This is a genomic window from Enterobacter cloacae complex sp. 309I3 (genome assembly GCF_050031595.1).
In the GTDB taxonomy this organism is placed as follows: Bacteria; Pseudomonadota; Gammaproteobacteria; order Enterobacterales; family Enterobacteriaceae; genus Enterobacter; species Enterobacter cloacae.
The window spans coordinates 3,515,227-3,529,074 of record NZ_JBLGWI010000001.1 but is presented as its reverse complement, the minus strand read 5'-3'; the positions used below and the strand labels follow the sequence as shown (position 1 = coordinate 3,529,074).

The following is a 13,848-nucleotide window of genomic DNA, read 5'->3' as shown; positions in this document are numbered from 1 at the left end:
TACCTGCTAAGCAGGTAGGGGGAAGTAAGGAATTCGCATATCTATATACTGCAAGGAAATAATGGGGATCAGTATGGAATAAGGGATAGCATAAGCCATCCCTTGTTTACACATTTTTGCATTACTTCCATAACGCGTGCTTAGCACGGTAGCAGTCGACCCACATTGCCGTTGCGCCGCACACCGCAACGGGCATGATGAAAAGATTAAGGAAGGGGATCAAGGTGAACAGGCTGGTAAGCGCGCCAAACTGCATATTGGCCACTTTCTGCGTGCGCAGCGCGGTACGCATCTCTTTAAAGGGCACCTTGTGGTTATCAAACGGGTAGTCGCAGTACTGAATAGCCAGCATCCAGGCGCTGAACAGGAACCACAGCACCGGGGCCACCGTCTGGCCGATACCGGGCACCAGATAAAGGAGAAGCAGTACAATTGCACGGGGGAGATACCAGGCGAATTTTTGCCATTCGCGCTTCATGATGCGCGGAATATCTTTCATGATCCCCAGTACGCCCGTGTCCGGTGGCGTGGCACCTGTCAGACGGGCTTCGAGCTGTTCCGCTAGCAGGCCGTTAAACGGCGCCGCAATCCAGTTGGCAATCGTTGAGAAGAAATAGCCGAACACCAACAGCACAGAAATCACCGCGAGTGGCCACAGCAGATAGCTCAGCCACTGCAGCCAGTCAGGTACATAACTCATCATGGCCGGGACCCAGCTTTCAAGCTTCGTGAAAAGCCACCAGAAGGCGCCGCCCATAAGAATAATGTTGATCAGCAAGGGCAGAATGACGAAACGTCGAATACCCGGCAGGGAGACCAGTTTCCAGCCCTGAGAAAAATACCAGACGCCGCTGCGTGGGGGAGAAGAAGATGTTGAAACCATAACCAGGCTGTACTCCTTTTTTCACAACCAGTAGAATTGCCCGCCTATATTATCCAGTTACGGACCAATGACCAGTTCGGAAATGTTCGAAAAAACAGCAAAAAGCACGATTTAGTTCATCTTTATGCTGTGAATGCTCTGCACACACTTGCACTTGACGTAAACGGCAAATACTCTTAGTGAGTAAATGTTTGCCGTGGTGGCAAGGTGTTAGAACAACAGAGAATATAATGATGCAGGATTTGCGTCTGATATTAATCATTGTTGGCGCGATCGCCATAATCGCTTTACTGGTACATGGTTTCTGGACCAGCCGTAAAGAGCGTTCTTCTATGTTTCGCGATCGCCCACTGAAGCGCATGAAGTCCAGTCGTGACGACGATGACAGTGAATATGACATCGACGATCGCGATGACGATGGCGTGGGTGAAGTTCGTGTTCATCGGGTCAATACTGCGCCCGGCGCGGCTCATGGGGAGCATGAAGCCCCCCGTACTGCGCAGCACCAGTATCAACCGCCGTATGCTTCTGCACAGCCGCGCCAGCCTGCGCCGCAGCCTGTGGAAGAGCCGGTGCGTCAGCCGCCGCAGCAGCCTGTTCAACAGCAGCCAGCTGCGCCGCAGCCGGTTCCACAGCAACCCGTGCAGCAGCCTGTACAACCGCAGCCTGCTCAGCCGGTACAGCAACCGCCGCAACAGCCTGTTCAGGCGCAGCCTGCACCACAGCCAGCCCCGGCACCGCAGGTTGAGCCAGAGCCCGTTGTAGAGCCAGAACCGGTTGTTGAAAAACCGCAGCGTAAAGAAGCGGTGATCATCATGAACGTGGCCGCCCATCACGGCAGCCATCTGAACGGTGACGTGCTGCTTAACAGTATTCAACAGGCTGGCTTCAAGTTTGGCGACATGAATATTTTCCATCGCCACCTGAGCCCGGACGGTAGCGGCCCGGCGTTGTTTAGCCTGGCCAACATGGTTAACCCTGGCACCTTCGACCCTGAAATGACGGGCGATTTCGTAACGCCGGGCGTGACGATCTTTATGCAGGTTCCATCTTACGGTGACGAACTGCAAAACTTTAAGCTGATGCTGCAGTCCGCTCAGCACATCGCTGACGAAGTGGGTGGTGTGGTACTCGACGACCAGCGTCGCATGATGACGCCGCAGAAACTGCGCGAGTATCAGGACCGCATCCGCGAAGTTAAGGAAGCCAACGCGTAATCGACGCGTTTTCTTCAACTCCTCCTCAACCCCCGCCTGTCGGGGGTTTTTTCTCATTGATGGTGCGATATGGACTCAATCGAACAACAAATCACTGAACTGCGAACCACGCTTCGCCATCATGAATATCTTTATCATGTGATGGACGCACCGGAAGTGCCGGATGCGGAGTACGATCGCCTGATGCGTGAACTGCGCGATTTAGAGGCGCAGCACCCGGAGTTGATCACCCCGGACTCGCCAACCCAACGTGTCGGCGCTGAACCGCTAGGTGCGTTCAGCCAGGTACGTCATGAAGTGCCGATGCTCTCTCTGGATAACGTCTTCGATGAAGAAAGCTTCCTCGCCTTTAATAAGCGTGTGCAGGATCGACTCAAAAGCAGCGACGCCCTGACCTGGTGCTGTGAGCTGAAGCTGGATGGCCTGGCCGTCAGTATCCTCTACGAAAACGGCGTGCTGGTCCGTGCCGCAACGCGCGGTGATGGCACTACCGGGGAAGACATCACCACCAACGTGCGTACCATCCGCGCGATCCCGCTGAAGTTGCACGGCGACAATATTCCTGCTCGTCTGGAAGTGCGCGGTGAAGTTTTCCTGCCGCAGGCGGGTTTCGAGAAAATCAACGAAGAGGCGCGTCGCACCGGTGGGAAGGTGTTTGCGAACCCGCGCAACGCGGCGGCAGGCTCTTTACGCCAGCTGGACCCGCGCATTACCGCGAAGCGACCGCTTACTTTCTTCTGCTATGGCGTCGGTATTCTGGAAGGAGGGGAGCTGCCGGACACCCACCTCGGGCGTTTGCTGCAGTTTAAAGCGTGGGGCTTGCCGGTCAGCAACCGCGTGCAGCTTTGCGACTCACCGGAGGCGGTTCTTGCGTTTTATCGCAAGGTTGAAGAAGACCGCCCGACGCTCGGTTTTGATATCGATGGTGTGGTGATCAAGGTTAACTCGCTTGCGCTTCAGGAGCAGCTAGGCTTTGTGGCGCGAGCACCGCGCTGGGCTGTGGCGTTTAAATTCCCGGCCCAGGAGCAGATGACCTTTGTTCGCGATGTGGAGTTCCAGGTGGGCCGTACCGGAGCCATCACGCCGGTTGCACGTCTGGAGCCGGTTCACGTGGCCGGTGTGCTGGTGAGCAACGCCACGCTGCATAACGCGGATGAAATCGATCGTCTTGGCCTGCGTATTGGTGACAAAGTGGTGATTCGCCGGGCGGGAGATGTGATCCCGCAGGTCGTCAACGTGGTGCAGTCAGAGCGCCCTGATGATACGCGCGCCATCGTGTTTCCGACGCATTGCCCGGTATGTGGCTCAGACGTAGAGCGTGTGGAAGGCGAAGCGGTGGCTCGCTGTACCGGGGGATTAATCTGTGGCGCGCAGCGTAAAGAGTCACTCAAGCATTTCGTTTCCCGACGGGCAATGGACGTTGACGGCATGGGCGACAAAATTATCGACCAACTGGTTGAGAAAGAGTATGTCCATACGCCTGCGGATCTTTTCAAACTGACGGCGGGTAAGCTGACCGGTCTTGACCGCATGGGGCCGAAGTCGGCTCAGAATGTGGTGAATGCGCTGGAAGCCGCCAAAGAGACCACGTTTGCCCGTTTCCTCTATGCGCTTGGTATTCGTGAGGTGGGTGAAGCCACCGCTGCAGGTCTGGCGGCGTACTTTGGCACGCTGGACGCGCTGGAGAAAGCGAGCATCGAGGAGCTGCAAAAAGTGCCTGATGTCGGCATTGTGGTGGCCACGCACGTCTTTAACTTCTTTGCCGAAGAGAGCAACCGCGACGTCATCGGCAAACTGCTGGAGCAGGGCATTAAATGGCCTGCGCCGGTCGTCGTCAATGCCGAAGAGATCGACAGCCCGTTTGCCGGTAAAACGGTAGTACTGACCGGCAGTCTCAGCCAGCTTTCACGGGATGATGTGAAGGCGCGTCTGGTGGCGCTGGGGGCAAAAGTGGCGGGCAGCGTGTCGAAGAAAACGGATCTGGTGATCGCCGGGGAAGCCGCCGGTTCCAAGCTTGCAAAAGCGCAGGAGCTCGGGATTGAGGTAATCGATGAAGCAGAAATGATGCGTCTGCTGGGAGAGTAACGTGGAAAAAGAGCAGCTCGTCGAGATCGCCAATACAGAGATGCCGTTCGGTAAATATAAGGGCCGCAGGCTGATTGATTTGCCGGAAGAGTACCTTCTGTGGTTTGCCCGAAAGGATGAATTCCCGGCGGGACGACTGGGTGAGCTGATGGCCATCACGCTACTGATTAAAACCGAGGGGCTGACCCAGCTGGTTCAGCCCCTGAAACGTCCTTAAGCCTTCGCGGCGCGGGTCTCTTCCTGCGCCAGTTTTTCCGTCTGACGCTTGTAACGACGCGCCAGTACTGCACAGACCATCAGCTGGATCTGATGGAAAATCATCAGCGGCAGTACCATCATCCCAATCACTGAGGTCGGGAACAGAATGTTGGCCATCGGGATGCCGTTTGCCAGGCTCTTCTTCGAGCCGCAGAACACAATGGTGATTTCGTCTGCTTTGTTGAAGCCGCACTTGCGTGCCACAAAGACGTTTACCGCAATGACAATCGCCAGCAGGACGATACTGACCACTACGATAAACAGCAGCGAGCCTGCGCCCACCTTATGCCAGATACCATTCACCACGGCTTCGCTGAAGGCGGAGTAAACCACCAGCAGGATCGACGTCTGATCGGTTTTTGAGATCCATTTCTTGTGCTTCGCCACAAACGCCCCCGTCCACGGACGAGAAAGATGACCAAGGACAAATGGCAGAAGCAGCTGCAGACAGATTTTCCCGACCTGCTCCAGATTACCGCCTGCACCGTGCATATTCATCAGCAGGCCAACCAGCAGCGGCGAGACGAAAATCCCTAACAGGCTTGATGCCGATGCCGAGCAGACAGCGGCCGCGACGTTGCCGCCTGCCAGCGAAGTAAAGGCAATCGCGGACTGGACGGTGGCTGGCAAAATACAGAGGTAGAGGAAACCGGTATAGAGCGCCGGGTCAACATTGACCGGAGCCCACCACGCAAACAGCACGCCGAGTATTGGGAAAAGAATAAAGGTGCTGCACATGACCCACAGGTGCAGTCGCCAGTGGCTTCCCCCTGCGATAATGGCTTCGCGGGAGAGTTTGGCGCCGTGCATAAAGAACAGCAGCGCGATGGCCGCGGTAGTGAGTCCTTCAAAGAATGGCACAAAACCGCCGCGTGCGGGGAAGAAGGAGGCCAGTAAAACGGTGACGACCAGGGTAAGTGTAAACGGATCAAGAATACGAAATAGTTTCATAATGACTCCTGAAAACAGATGTCGCTATTGTGCTTTGTTCCCTTTGAGAAATAAAATTGATTTATTGCATCTATTCATGAATTAAACAGATGAATTATTCCTTACGTCAGCTTCGCGTTTTTGTCACCGTGGCCCATGCCCGCAGCTTCAGCCGGGCAGGGGAGATCATTGGCCTGAGCCAGTCGGCCGTCAGCCACAGTGTGAAAGAACTAGAACTCCAGACAGGTGTGCGTCTACTCGACCGCACCACGCGTGAAGTGGTATTAACCGAAGCCGGACAGCAGCTGGCACTGCGACTGGAGCGGTTACTGGATGAACTGAACAGCACGCTCAGGGATGTCGGGAGACTGGGGCAGCAGCTTTCTGGCACCGTACGGGTGGCAGCAAGCCAGACGATTTCGGCGCATCTTATTCCGCAGTGTATTGCTGAGGGTAACCAGCGCTATCCGGATATCGATTTTGTGCTGCACGACAGGCCGCAACAGTGGGTGCTGGAGAGCATCCGCCAGGGCGATGTGGATTTTGGCATCGTCATCGATCCCGGCCAGGTGAGTGACCTGGAGTGTGAGATTGTGCTTTCTGAGCCTTTTTTGCTGCTCTGTCGGGACGACGATCCGCTGGCAATGCTGCCTCATGTCAGCTGGCAGACGCTGCAGGGCGCGAAACTGGTATTACAGGATTATGCATCGGGCAGCCGTCCATTGATTGACTCCGCGCTGAATGCTCAGGGGGTAAAAGCAACCATCGTGCAGGAGATTGGTCACCCGGCTACGCTGTTTCCTATGGTTGAGGCAGGCATTGGGATCAGCGTATTGCCTGCCCTGGCGCTGCCGTTGCCACAGGGGAGCCGGCTGGCTGTAAGACGGTTGACCCCGGTGGTTGACAGAAAGCTGATGCTGGTTCGACGAAAAAATCGTTCTCTTTCGGGGGCGGCACAGGCTATCTGGGAAGTGGTGCGTATCCAGGCGCAACGGTTAACCGAAGCCCGCATACGCGACCCACTGTTTAATGCTGCAGATGATTAGATGTAAATATCGATCTGATTGACATCTGATGGGTTGTTTACCCCTTCCACTTTGCCCTGCTTCTGGTCTTGTTTCTTCTGGGCCTCTTCCGCCTGCTGGCGCAATAGTTGTGCAAGCTGTGTCTGCAGCACTTTAAGCTGTGCCTGAATGAGCTCCTGCTGTTTTTTCTTCTCTTCCGGGCTGCCGGCACTCTCTGGCAGCTCTTTTAGCTGTTGAGTCAGTTTGGTGATTTGCTCCGTAATGCGGCTGATTTGGGCAGCAATATCGTTGCCACTGGAAGCACTCCCACCACTGTTACTGGTTTGAATAGGGTGGGTTGATGTCTGAATGGTCGTCATAGTCTTTCCTCTTACCATAAAACAGAGATATCGGCACCGATGGTGGGAGCTTGAGGAAAACTGCTATATCTGGCAGGGCGTTAGGCTGGCTGGAGCGGCTACAGGAAGTTTCTGTGCAAAAGATTCGAACCGTCCATATCGCAGATAGCAAAAAAGCGCCTTTAGGGCGCTTTTTTACATTGGTGGGTCGTGCAGGATTCGAACCTGCGACCAATTGATTAAAAGTCAACTGCTCTACCAACTGAGCTAACGACCCGAAATGGTGGGCGATGACGGGCTCGAACCGCCGACCCCCTCCGTGTAAAGGAGATGCTCTACCAACTGAGCTAATCGCCCATTTCGGAACTGCTGCGATAAGGTGAGAATGGTGGGCGATGACGGGCTCGAACCGCCGACCCCCTCCGTGTAAAGGAGATGCTCTACCAACTGAGCTAATCGCCCAATCTCAATTCTTATCTACACTGCGAGTCTACGTGAAGTAGATGGTGGGTGATGACGGGCTCGAACCGCCGACCCCCTCCGTGTAAAGGAGATGCTCTACCAACTGAGCTAATCACCCCCGCTGTGTGGAGTCGCATTATAGGGAGAGTTGAAAATGAGTCAACGCATTTTCTAAAGTTTTTATTCGTTCGTCGTAAAATTAAACAAAACGATCGTGAAATGGGCTGTGGCGCATGATTTCTAAACAAAAACAGCAAACTCGGTCACGATAAAGGGATCGACATTGAGGAATCGCCGCACAGTGATAGAATATTGCCCATCGTTTTTTCCCCAGGATTTGCCGATTGCCGGCATCTTTATAACGTAAGGCCATTTCATGAAAATCAAAACTCGCTTCGCGCCCAGCCCGACAGGCTACCTGCACGTCGGTGGTGCACGTACTGCTCTCTATTCCTGGCTTTTTGCACGCCACAACAAAGGTGAGTTCGTGCTGCGTATTGAAGACACCGATCTCGAGCGCTCCACGCCGGAAGCAATTGAAGCCATTATGGATGGGATGAACTGGCTGAATCTGCAGTGGGATGAAGGTCCTTACTTCCAGACCAAACGTTTTGACCGTTATAACGCGGTAATTGACGAGATGCTGGTCGCGGGTACGGCATACAAATGCTATTGCTCTAAAGAGCGCCTGGATGCGCTACGTGAAGAGCAGATGGCGAACGGCGAAAAGCCGCGTTACGACGGCCGCTGCCGCCATGACCACAGCGAGCATGCCGCTGATGAACCTTGCGTGGTGCGTTTTGCTAACCCACAGGACGGCTCTGTTATTTTTGACGACCAGATCCGTGGCCCAATCGAATTCAGCAACCAGGAGCTGGACGATCTGATCATCCGCCGTACCGACGGTTCTCCAACCTATAACTTCTGCGTGGTGGTTGACGACTGGGACATGGAAATCACCCACGTTATCCGTGGCGAAGACCATATCAATAACACCCCGCGCCAGATCAACATCCTGAAAGCGTTAAATGCCCCTGTTCCGGTCTATGCGCACGTTTCAATGATCAACGGTGACGACGGTAAAAAGCTGTCTAAACGTCACGGTGCGGTCAGCGTTATGCAGTATCGCGACGACGGCTATCTGCCGGAAGCGCTGCTGAACTACCTGGTGCGTCTGGGCTGGGCTCATGGCGATCAGGAAATTTTCAGCCGCGAAGAGATGATCGATCTGTTCTCTCTGAACTCTGTGAGCAAATCCGCCAGTGCGTTCAACACTGACAAGCTGCTGTGGCTGAACCACCACTACATCAATACCATGCCGCCGGAATATGTGGCGACTTACCTGCAGTGGCACATTGAGCAGGCCAATATTGATACCCGTACTGGCCCTGAGCTGGCGGACCTGGTGAAACTGCTCGGCGAGCGTTGCAAGACGCTGAAAGAGATCGCCGAAAGCTGCCGCTATTTCTATGAAGAGTTTGATGAGTTCGATGCGGATGCCGCGAAGAAACATCTGCGTCCTGTTGCGCGTCAGCCGCTGGAAGTGGTACGTGACAAACTGGCGGCCCTCACTGAGTGGACCGCAGAGAATGTGCATCATGCGATTCAGGCTACCGCTGACGAACTGGAAGTCGGTATGGGTAAAGTAGGTATGCCACTGCGCGTAGCGGTGACCGGTGCGGGTCAGTCTCCGGCGCTGGATGTTACCGTTCACGCGATCGGTAAGTCTCGCAGCGTGGCGCGCATTAACAAGGCTCTGGGATTTATTGCTGAACGTGAAAACCAGCAGTAAAACAGCCTGAGAAGCAAAAACGGCAGGGTAACCTGCCGTTTTTTTATGCGTGTAATTCAGCAATACCCAGGCGCGTAAGAAAACCGCTGATGCCTTCGCGTTTTAGCAACACGTGCAGTCGTTCCTGTTCCAGCTGCGTCATGTTTTCAAGCGTGTCGACAATCTGCACGAGCAGATTCGACGACGCAGGATCGCCATAGGGCATCGTTGCTTCTGCCAGGTGGTAAACCGCCTGACGGTTGCGAATGGCCGGGAGGTTCATGATATGCTCCTTCACCCGAGCATCAATATGGATCAGCCGCGCTCGTCCCCCTTTCACGCCATTGATCCCTTCGGTTTTCCAGCCCTGCTGACGAATCCAGCGGTTAACGGTTTGCCGGGCAACACCCAGGCTGTTCGCCAGCTCTTCCGTGGTCATTTTGCTGCGTAATCTTTTCATATCAGTTATGGTCGCGAATCCCTAAACGTTGCAACAATCCGGTAATCCCTTCCCGCAGTAACAGCGATGTCATCTGCTTTTGCTCTTCCGGCGTCATTTCATTCGCCAGCGTCAGAAGTAATGTGTGCAGAGAACCGTTTTGCAACGCATTTTCCGGCATATCTGCGGTTTCCGTTGCCCGGCGCGCGCTGCGGATAAAGTCACGCACTTTCTCGTTCACATGTACCAGGCGCGCTTTCCCGCCCTGAACTCCCGGTTTTGGCGATGTAATCCAACCCTCTTTGCGTACCCATTTATTGATGGTCTGGCGGCTATAGCCAGTGAGGAGGGCTAACTCTTCTGGCGTCATTCGTTCCTTGATCATACAATTTCCTGAATATTTGTGGGGTCAATTAACGGTTCATTTTATAGCACCGTTTTAGGTGAAAACGTGACAGGCTTAACTCCTGACTGCGAGGCGGCTCGCAAAGTGGTTCATTTGCATGATTTTTCGGCGATTGAACGGCAGTGAATGATTTTGCCGTTGACACTCCGCAGCGGAATTCATATTATGCCGCCCGTCAACATGACAGCTTTACGATGGGGCTATAGCTCAGCTGGGAGAGCGCTTGCATGGCATGCAAGAGGTCAGCGGTTCGATCCCGCTTAGCTCCACCAAACTCTGAACCCAACAGAGTAGGGTAAGTAAAGTAACATGTGGGGCTATAGCTCAGCTGGGAGAGCGCTTGCATGGCATGCAAGAGGTCAGCGGTTCGATCCCGCTTAGCTCCACCAAAATTTGAACCCTCGTCGAAAGACGGGGGTTTTTTTATGTCTTTGTAACGACCTTCACCCTCTTTTGTTGCCAAATTAGCAGCGTTCCTATACCTCGCCTCAATCCAAATCAATAAACGAGTCTATAAATGGACTTCAACTTGATTCGAGCAATTAATAAACCTATTATCCGTCCGGCCAATAATTTGCATGGTAAAACAGATTATCCAACTTAATGAATAGAAAAACTTACAATAATGTAAAGATATTTATGATTGCTCTGGCGCTGTGTTTGATTACGGTGCCCTTTTCCCGTTATATCTCTCCACGCGCTATAGTAAATGGTCATGATGTTTATCTGGCATGGCTGCCGTTAAGCGTTATGCTGGCCGTGATTTTGTTATTTGGGCGTCGGGCAATCATTCCCATTCTTTTAAGTTTCACTATTGCTAACATCTACAATATTAATTTAGCACCACTACAATATTTAGTATTATTGATCTGTCAGACGTTTTCTGTTTTTGCTGCCTGTGGCGTCCTGCGCCTTGTGCTGGGCAAGCGCTGGCGTCACTGCGTGCCGAACAAACACATTGGGCAACGTATATTCTGGCTGGGCTTTATGGTGCCGATAGGCATTAAAGGGTTGATGTATCTGGCTGGCTTTTTATTTGATTTTCCCGTGACTATCTCAACATTCTTTGGCGAAGGCACCGTAATTTATAACATCGTTGATATTCAAAGCTTGATATGCGCAGCGTTGATTTTCACCATGATGTTCTATTATCCATTAAGAATGATAATTAATCCCCGCTATGTCAGAACCTTCTGGCTGCGGAGCGTGAAGCCAGTGTTTTTTCATAAAAAATCTTTGTATGTATTCATCTGGCTGGCTTTTTTAATTTTCACCCTTGCCGTGTTATGTGCGCCATTTGAGTCACCGGTTATTGCTGGCTATTTAATGCCAGTCATTTTTATTCTCTTTACGCTAGGCATCAGTCGCCTCAGCTATGCGCTCATCTCTTTACTGTGGGCGGCATCCGCTCTGCTGCTGTTGACCTATAACTACAACTTCCTTAATGGCGTCGAATCTGGGCATTCACTCTCCTTTATCCTGTCTGTGCTGATCTCTTTCGCTATCTGTCTGCTTTACATGTCGCGGCTCTACCAGCGAAGCAACTGGTTGAAGCAGGACTGGCAGGACAGGGCGCTGACCGACCCGCTGACCGGTTTACCGAATATTCGGGCGCTGGAAGAGTTTCTTCAGGTTCACCCGGATGCAAAAATCTGCTGCCTGCGGATGGACAACCTGGAATTTTTAAGTCGCCACTACGGCATTCTCATGCGGGTGCATTGCAAACGTAGGGTAACCACCTCCCTGCAGCCGCTGTTGCAGAAAGATGAGAAGCTCTTCCAGTTGCCAGGCAGCGAGCTGGTCATTGTATTGCTGGGGCCTGAAACCGCTGAACGGCTGCAGCATATGGTCGATCAATTAAACAGCCGAAAAATTTACTGGAATAACACGGGGCTGGATATCGAGTTTGGCGCTTCCTGGGGAATGGTCGAAAACGGCGAGAACTTGCACCATACGCTGGGCCAACTGAGCTGGCTGGCCGAGCAGTCATGCGGAGCGCATAACGTACTCGCGCTCACCAATAGCCTGGAGGCCGCGTCGGGGCAAACCACAGAACGGGTGCTGATGTTAGCGCGTATCAAACATGCCCTGGATGCCGGTCAATTTCATTTATATGCCCAACCAATCCAGAAAGCGGACGGCAGCGGTTATTACGAAATACTGGCGCGCATGGAAAGCGAGGGTGAGATTATCACGCCTGACCGCTTCATCCCGCTGATTGCCCAGTTTAACCTGAGCCACCGCTTTGATATGTGCGTGCTGGAAAAACTGCTGTTGTGGTTGCGCGATCATCCTGCGTCGCAGGGTGGCACTCGCTTTTCTGTCAATCTGATGCCTCTGACGCTGATGCAAAAAGAGGTGGCTACCGAGATTAGCGCGTTGTTCGAACACTATGGTATCGCGCCGCAGGACGTTGTCCTTGAGATCACGGAAGAGCAGGCCTTCTCGAACTCTGGCAGCAGTATCAAAAACCTTCAGCAGCTGCGGGATCGTGGGTTCCGTATCGCGATTGATGATTTTGGTACCGGCTATGCCAACTACGAACGACTCAGACGCCTTCAGGCGGATATCATTAAAATAGATGGCTGCTTTGTTAAAGATATCTGTACCGACGACATGGACGCGATGATTGTGCAGTCGATTTGTAATCTGGCAAAAACCAAATCACTGTGTGTGGTGGCTGAATATGTGGAGACACCGGCGCAACGTGACATGCTGCTGCGCTTTGGTGTGGATTACCTGCAGGGATACCTGATAGGCAAACCGACGCCGCTTGACGCACTGCAGGCATAAAAAAAACCGGGAGCAAGGCTCCCGGTTCTCATATAACGTGACGGGTTACAGTACCAGTGCTGCGATAGACGCTGACAGTACGCTCACCAGCGTTGAGCCGTAAACCAGTTTCAGACCGAAGCGAGAAACAACGTTACCCTGTTCTTCGTTCAGACCTTTAATCGCACCGGCGATGATACCGATGGACGAGAAGTTCGCGAAGGAAACCAGGAACACGGACAGGATGCCTTCCGCACGTGGAGAGAGCGTGCTGGCGATTTTCTGCAGATCCATCATTGCAACGAATTCGTTAGAAACCAGTTTGGTCGCCATGATACTACCAACCTGCAGCGCTTCGTGAGCAGGGACACCCATCACCCAGGCAACAGGATAGAAGATGTAGCCCAGGATGCCCTGGAAGGAGATGCCCAGAACCGCGGCGAACAGGGCGTTCAGGGCAGAGATCAGGGCGATGAAGCCGATCAGCATCGCGGCAACGATAATCGCCACTTTAAAGCCCGCCAGAATATATTCACCCAGCATTTCGAAGAAGCTCTGACCTTCGTGCAGATTTGCCATCTGCAGGTTCTCTTCGCCTTCCTCAACACGGTATGGGTTGATCAGTGACAGCACGATAAAGGTACTGAACATATTCAGCACCAGAGCAGCAACCACATATTTTGGTTCCAGCATGGTCATATACGCGCCCACGATAGACATGGAAACGGTGGACATTGCTGTTGCGGCCATGGTGTACATACGGTTACGGGACATCTTGCCGAGAATATCTTTATACGCGATAAAGTTCTCTGACTGGCCCAGAATCAGGGAGCTGACGGCGTTGAATGATTCCAGCTTACCCATACCGTTAACTTTGGACAGTACGGTACCAATGGCACGGATCACAATCGGCAGAACACGGATGTGTTGCAGAATACCAATCAGCGCAGAGATGAAGACGATTGGGCAAAGTACTTTCAGGAAGAAGAATGCCAGCCCTTCGTCGTTCATTTTACCGAAGACAAAGTTCGTCCCTTCGTTGGCGAATCCGAGCAGTTTTTCGAACATTTCGGAGAAGCCTTTTACGAAGCCAAGCCCCACGTTGGAGTTCAGGAAGAACCACGCGAGCAAAACTTCAATAACGAGAAGCTGAACAACAAAGCGAATGCGGATTTTTTTACGGTCATGGCTGACCAGCAACGCAAGCGCAGTAACGACAACGAGTGCCAGGACAAAGTGAAGGACGCGGTCCATATTTGCTC

General features: G+C 53.0%; 12 protein-coding genes and 6 tRNA genes. 8 read left to right on the top strand and 10 right to left on the bottom strand.

Features of this window, described 5'->3' with window-relative positions:
- Nucleotides 1–121 precede the first annotated feature (121 nt).
- Entirely contained in the window at nt 122–883 is a 762-nt protein-coding gene (gene cysZ / locus ACQG22_RS16850) for a sulfate transporter CysZ (protein ID WP_013098197.1), read from the bottom strand.
- A gap of 230 nt (nt 884–1,113) precedes the next feature.
- Between cysZ and zipA the strand changes: the two genes are divergently transcribed.
- The 3 genes from zipA to ACQG22_RS16835 all read left to right on the top strand — a co-directional run bounded on the left by zipA (nt 1,114) and on the right by ACQG22_RS16835 (nt 4,402).
- Nucleotides 1,114–2,100: a cell division protein ZipA gene (gene zipA, locus ACQG22_RS16845; RefSeq protein WP_023622070.1), complete on the top strand. Its 987-nt coding sequence runs from the start codon at nt 1,114–1,116 to the stop codon at nt 2,098–2,100.
- 69 nt (nt 2,101–2,169) lie between these two features.
- On the top strand, nt 2,170–4,185 hold the full coding sequence (gene ligA, locus ACQG22_RS16840) for an NAD-dependent DNA ligase LigA (protein WP_102752242.1): 2,016 nt from the start codon (nt 2,170–2,172) through the stop codon (nt 4,183–4,185).
- A gap of 1 nt (nt 4,186) precedes the next feature.
- Complete coding sequence (locus ACQG22_RS16835; protein WP_003861328.1) at nt 4,187–4,402, top strand: DUF3820 family protein; 216 nt, start codon at nt 4,187–4,189, stop codon at nt 4,400–4,402.
- On the opposite strand, the gene ACQG22_RS16830 is transcribed toward ACQG22_RS16835, so the two are convergent.
- On the bottom strand, nt 4,399–5,394 hold the full coding sequence (locus tag ACQG22_RS16830) for a bile acid:sodium symporter family protein (RefSeq protein ID WP_029883927.1): 996 nt from the start codon (nt 5,392–5,394) through the stop codon (nt 4,399–4,401). The genes ACQG22_RS16835 and ACQG22_RS16830 overlap by 4 nt on opposite strands.
- Before the next feature lie 89 nt (nt 5,395–5,483).
- Between ACQG22_RS16830 and ACQG22_RS16825 the strand changes: the two genes are divergently transcribed.
- On the top strand, nt 5,484–6,419 hold the full coding sequence (locus ACQG22_RS16825; RefSeq protein WP_013098193.1) for a LysR family transcriptional regulator: 936 nt from the start codon (nt 5,484–5,486) through the stop codon (nt 6,417–6,419).
- Here ACQG22_RS16825 and ACQG22_RS16820 read toward each other — a convergent pair.
- The 5 genes from ACQG22_RS16820 to ACQG22_RS16800 form a co-directional block, all read right to left on the bottom strand.
- On the bottom strand, nt 6,416–6,757 hold the full coding sequence (locus ACQG22_RS16820; protein WP_013098192.1) for a FlxA-like family protein: 342 nt from the start codon (nt 6,755–6,757) through the stop codon (nt 6,416–6,418). The two genes, ACQG22_RS16825 and ACQG22_RS16820, sit on opposite strands and share 4 nt — an antisense overlap.
- A gap of 180 nt (nt 6,758–6,937) precedes the next feature.
- Nucleotides 6,938–7,013, bottom strand: a tRNA-Lys gene (locus ACQG22_RS16815).
- A gap of 4 nt (nt 7,014–7,017) precedes the next feature.
- Nucleotides 7,018–7,093 (bottom strand) — tRNA-Val (locus ACQG22_RS16810).
- Between the two features lie 29 nt (nt 7,094–7,122).
- A tRNA-Val gene (locus ACQG22_RS16805) sits at nt 7,123–7,198 on the bottom strand.
- A gap of 42 nt (nt 7,199–7,240) precedes the next feature.
- A tRNA-Val gene (locus ACQG22_RS16800) sits at nt 7,241–7,316 on the bottom strand.
- Nucleotides 7,317–7,574: 258 nt separating this feature from the next.
- Between ACQG22_RS16800 and gltX the strand changes: the two genes are divergently transcribed.
- Nucleotides 7,575–8,990, top strand: coding sequence for a glutamate--tRNA ligase (gene gltX / locus ACQG22_RS16795; protein WP_038420306.1), 1,416 nt, complete (start codon nt 7,575–7,577; stop codon nt 8,988–8,990).
- 43 nt (nt 8,991–9,033) lie between these two features.
- Here gltX and ACQG22_RS16790 read toward each other — a convergent pair whose 3' ends face one another.
- Both ACQG22_RS16790 and ACQG22_RS16785 read right to left on the bottom strand, forming a co-directional pair.
- Nucleotides 9,034–9,429, bottom strand: a complete 396-nt coding sequence (locus ACQG22_RS16790) for a YfeC-like transcriptional regulator (RefSeq protein ID WP_013098190.1) — start codon at nt 9,427–9,429, stop codon at nt 9,034–9,036.
- 1 nt (nt 9,430) lies between these two features.
- Nucleotides 9,431–9,793, bottom strand: coding sequence for a YfeC-like transcriptional regulator (locus tag ACQG22_RS16785; protein ID WP_020690601.1), 363 nt, complete (start codon nt 9,791–9,793; stop codon nt 9,431–9,433).
- Nucleotides 9,794–10,010: 217 nt separating this feature from the next.
- On the opposite strand from ACQG22_RS16785, the gene ACQG22_RS16780 reads away from it, so the two are divergent.
- The 3 genes from ACQG22_RS16780 to ACQG22_RS16770 all read left to right on the top strand — a co-directional run bounded on the left by ACQG22_RS16780 (nt 10,011) and on the right by ACQG22_RS16770 (nt 12,607).
- A tRNA-Ala gene (locus tag ACQG22_RS16780) sits at nt 10,011–10,086 on the top strand.
- 41 nt (nt 10,087–10,127) lie between these two features.
- A tRNA-Ala gene (locus ACQG22_RS16775) sits at nt 10,128–10,203 on the top strand.
- A 214-nt stretch (nt 10,204–10,417) separates the two neighbouring features.
- The gene (locus tag ACQG22_RS16770; protein WP_038984360.1) at nt 10,418–12,607 is read left to right on the top strand and encodes an EAL domain-containing protein; all 2,190 of its coding nucleotides are present in this window, start codon (nt 10,418–10,420) and stop codon (nt 12,605–12,607) included.
- A gap of 45 nt (nt 12,608–12,652) precedes the next feature.
- Here the strand turns inward: ACQG22_RS16770 and ACQG22_RS16765 are convergent, their stop codons facing one another.
- A complete protein-coding gene (locus ACQG22_RS16765; RefSeq protein WP_013098187.1) occupies nt 12,653–13,840 on the bottom strand; it encodes a NupC/NupG family nucleoside CNT transporter in 1,188 nt (395 codons plus the stop codon).
- Between the last annotated feature and the right edge of the window lie 8 nt (nt 13,841–13,848).

Excerpts from the sequence above, each read along its gene's own strand:
- cysZ (WP_013098197.1), bottom strand. The coding sequence starts at position 883 with ATGGTTTCAACATCTTCTTCTCCCCCACGCAGCGGCGTCTGGTATTTT.
- zipA (WP_023622070.1), top strand. The coding sequence starts at position 1,114 with ATGATGCAGGATTTGCGTCTGATATTAATCATTGTTGGCGCGATCGCC.
- ligA (WP_102752242.1), top strand. The coding sequence starts at position 2,170 with ATGGACTCAATCGAACAACAAATCACTGAACTGCGAACCACGCTTCGC.
- ACQG22_RS16830 (WP_029883927.1), bottom strand. The coding sequence starts at position 5,394 with ATGAAACTATTTCGTATTCTTGATCCGTTTACACTTACCCTGGTCGTC.
- ACQG22_RS16825 (WP_013098193.1), top strand. The coding sequence starts at position 5,484 with ATGAATTATTCCTTACGTCAGCTTCGCGTTTTTGTCACCGTGGCCCAT.
- ACQG22_RS16820 (WP_013098192.1), bottom strand. The coding sequence starts at position 6,757 with ATGACGACCATTCAGACATCAACCCACCCTATTCAAACCAGTAACAGT.
- gltX (WP_038420306.1), top strand. The coding sequence starts at position 7,575 with ATGAAAATCAAAACTCGCTTCGCGCCCAGCCCGACAGGCTACCTGCAC.
- ACQG22_RS16790 (WP_013098190.1), bottom strand. The coding sequence starts at position 9,429 with ATGAAAAGATTACGCAGCAAAATGACCACGGAAGAGCTGGCGAACAGC.
- ACQG22_RS16785 (WP_020690601.1), bottom strand. The coding sequence starts at position 9,793 with ATGATCAAGGAACGAATGACGCCAGAAGAGTTAGCCCTCCTCACTGGC.
- ACQG22_RS16770 (WP_038984360.1), top strand. The coding sequence starts at position 10,418 with ATGAATAGAAAAACTTACAATAATGTAAAGATATTTATGATTGCTCTG.
- ACQG22_RS16765 (WP_013098187.1), bottom strand. The coding sequence starts at position 13,840 with ATGGACCGCGTCCTTCACTTTGTCCTGGCACTCGTTGTCGTTACTGCG.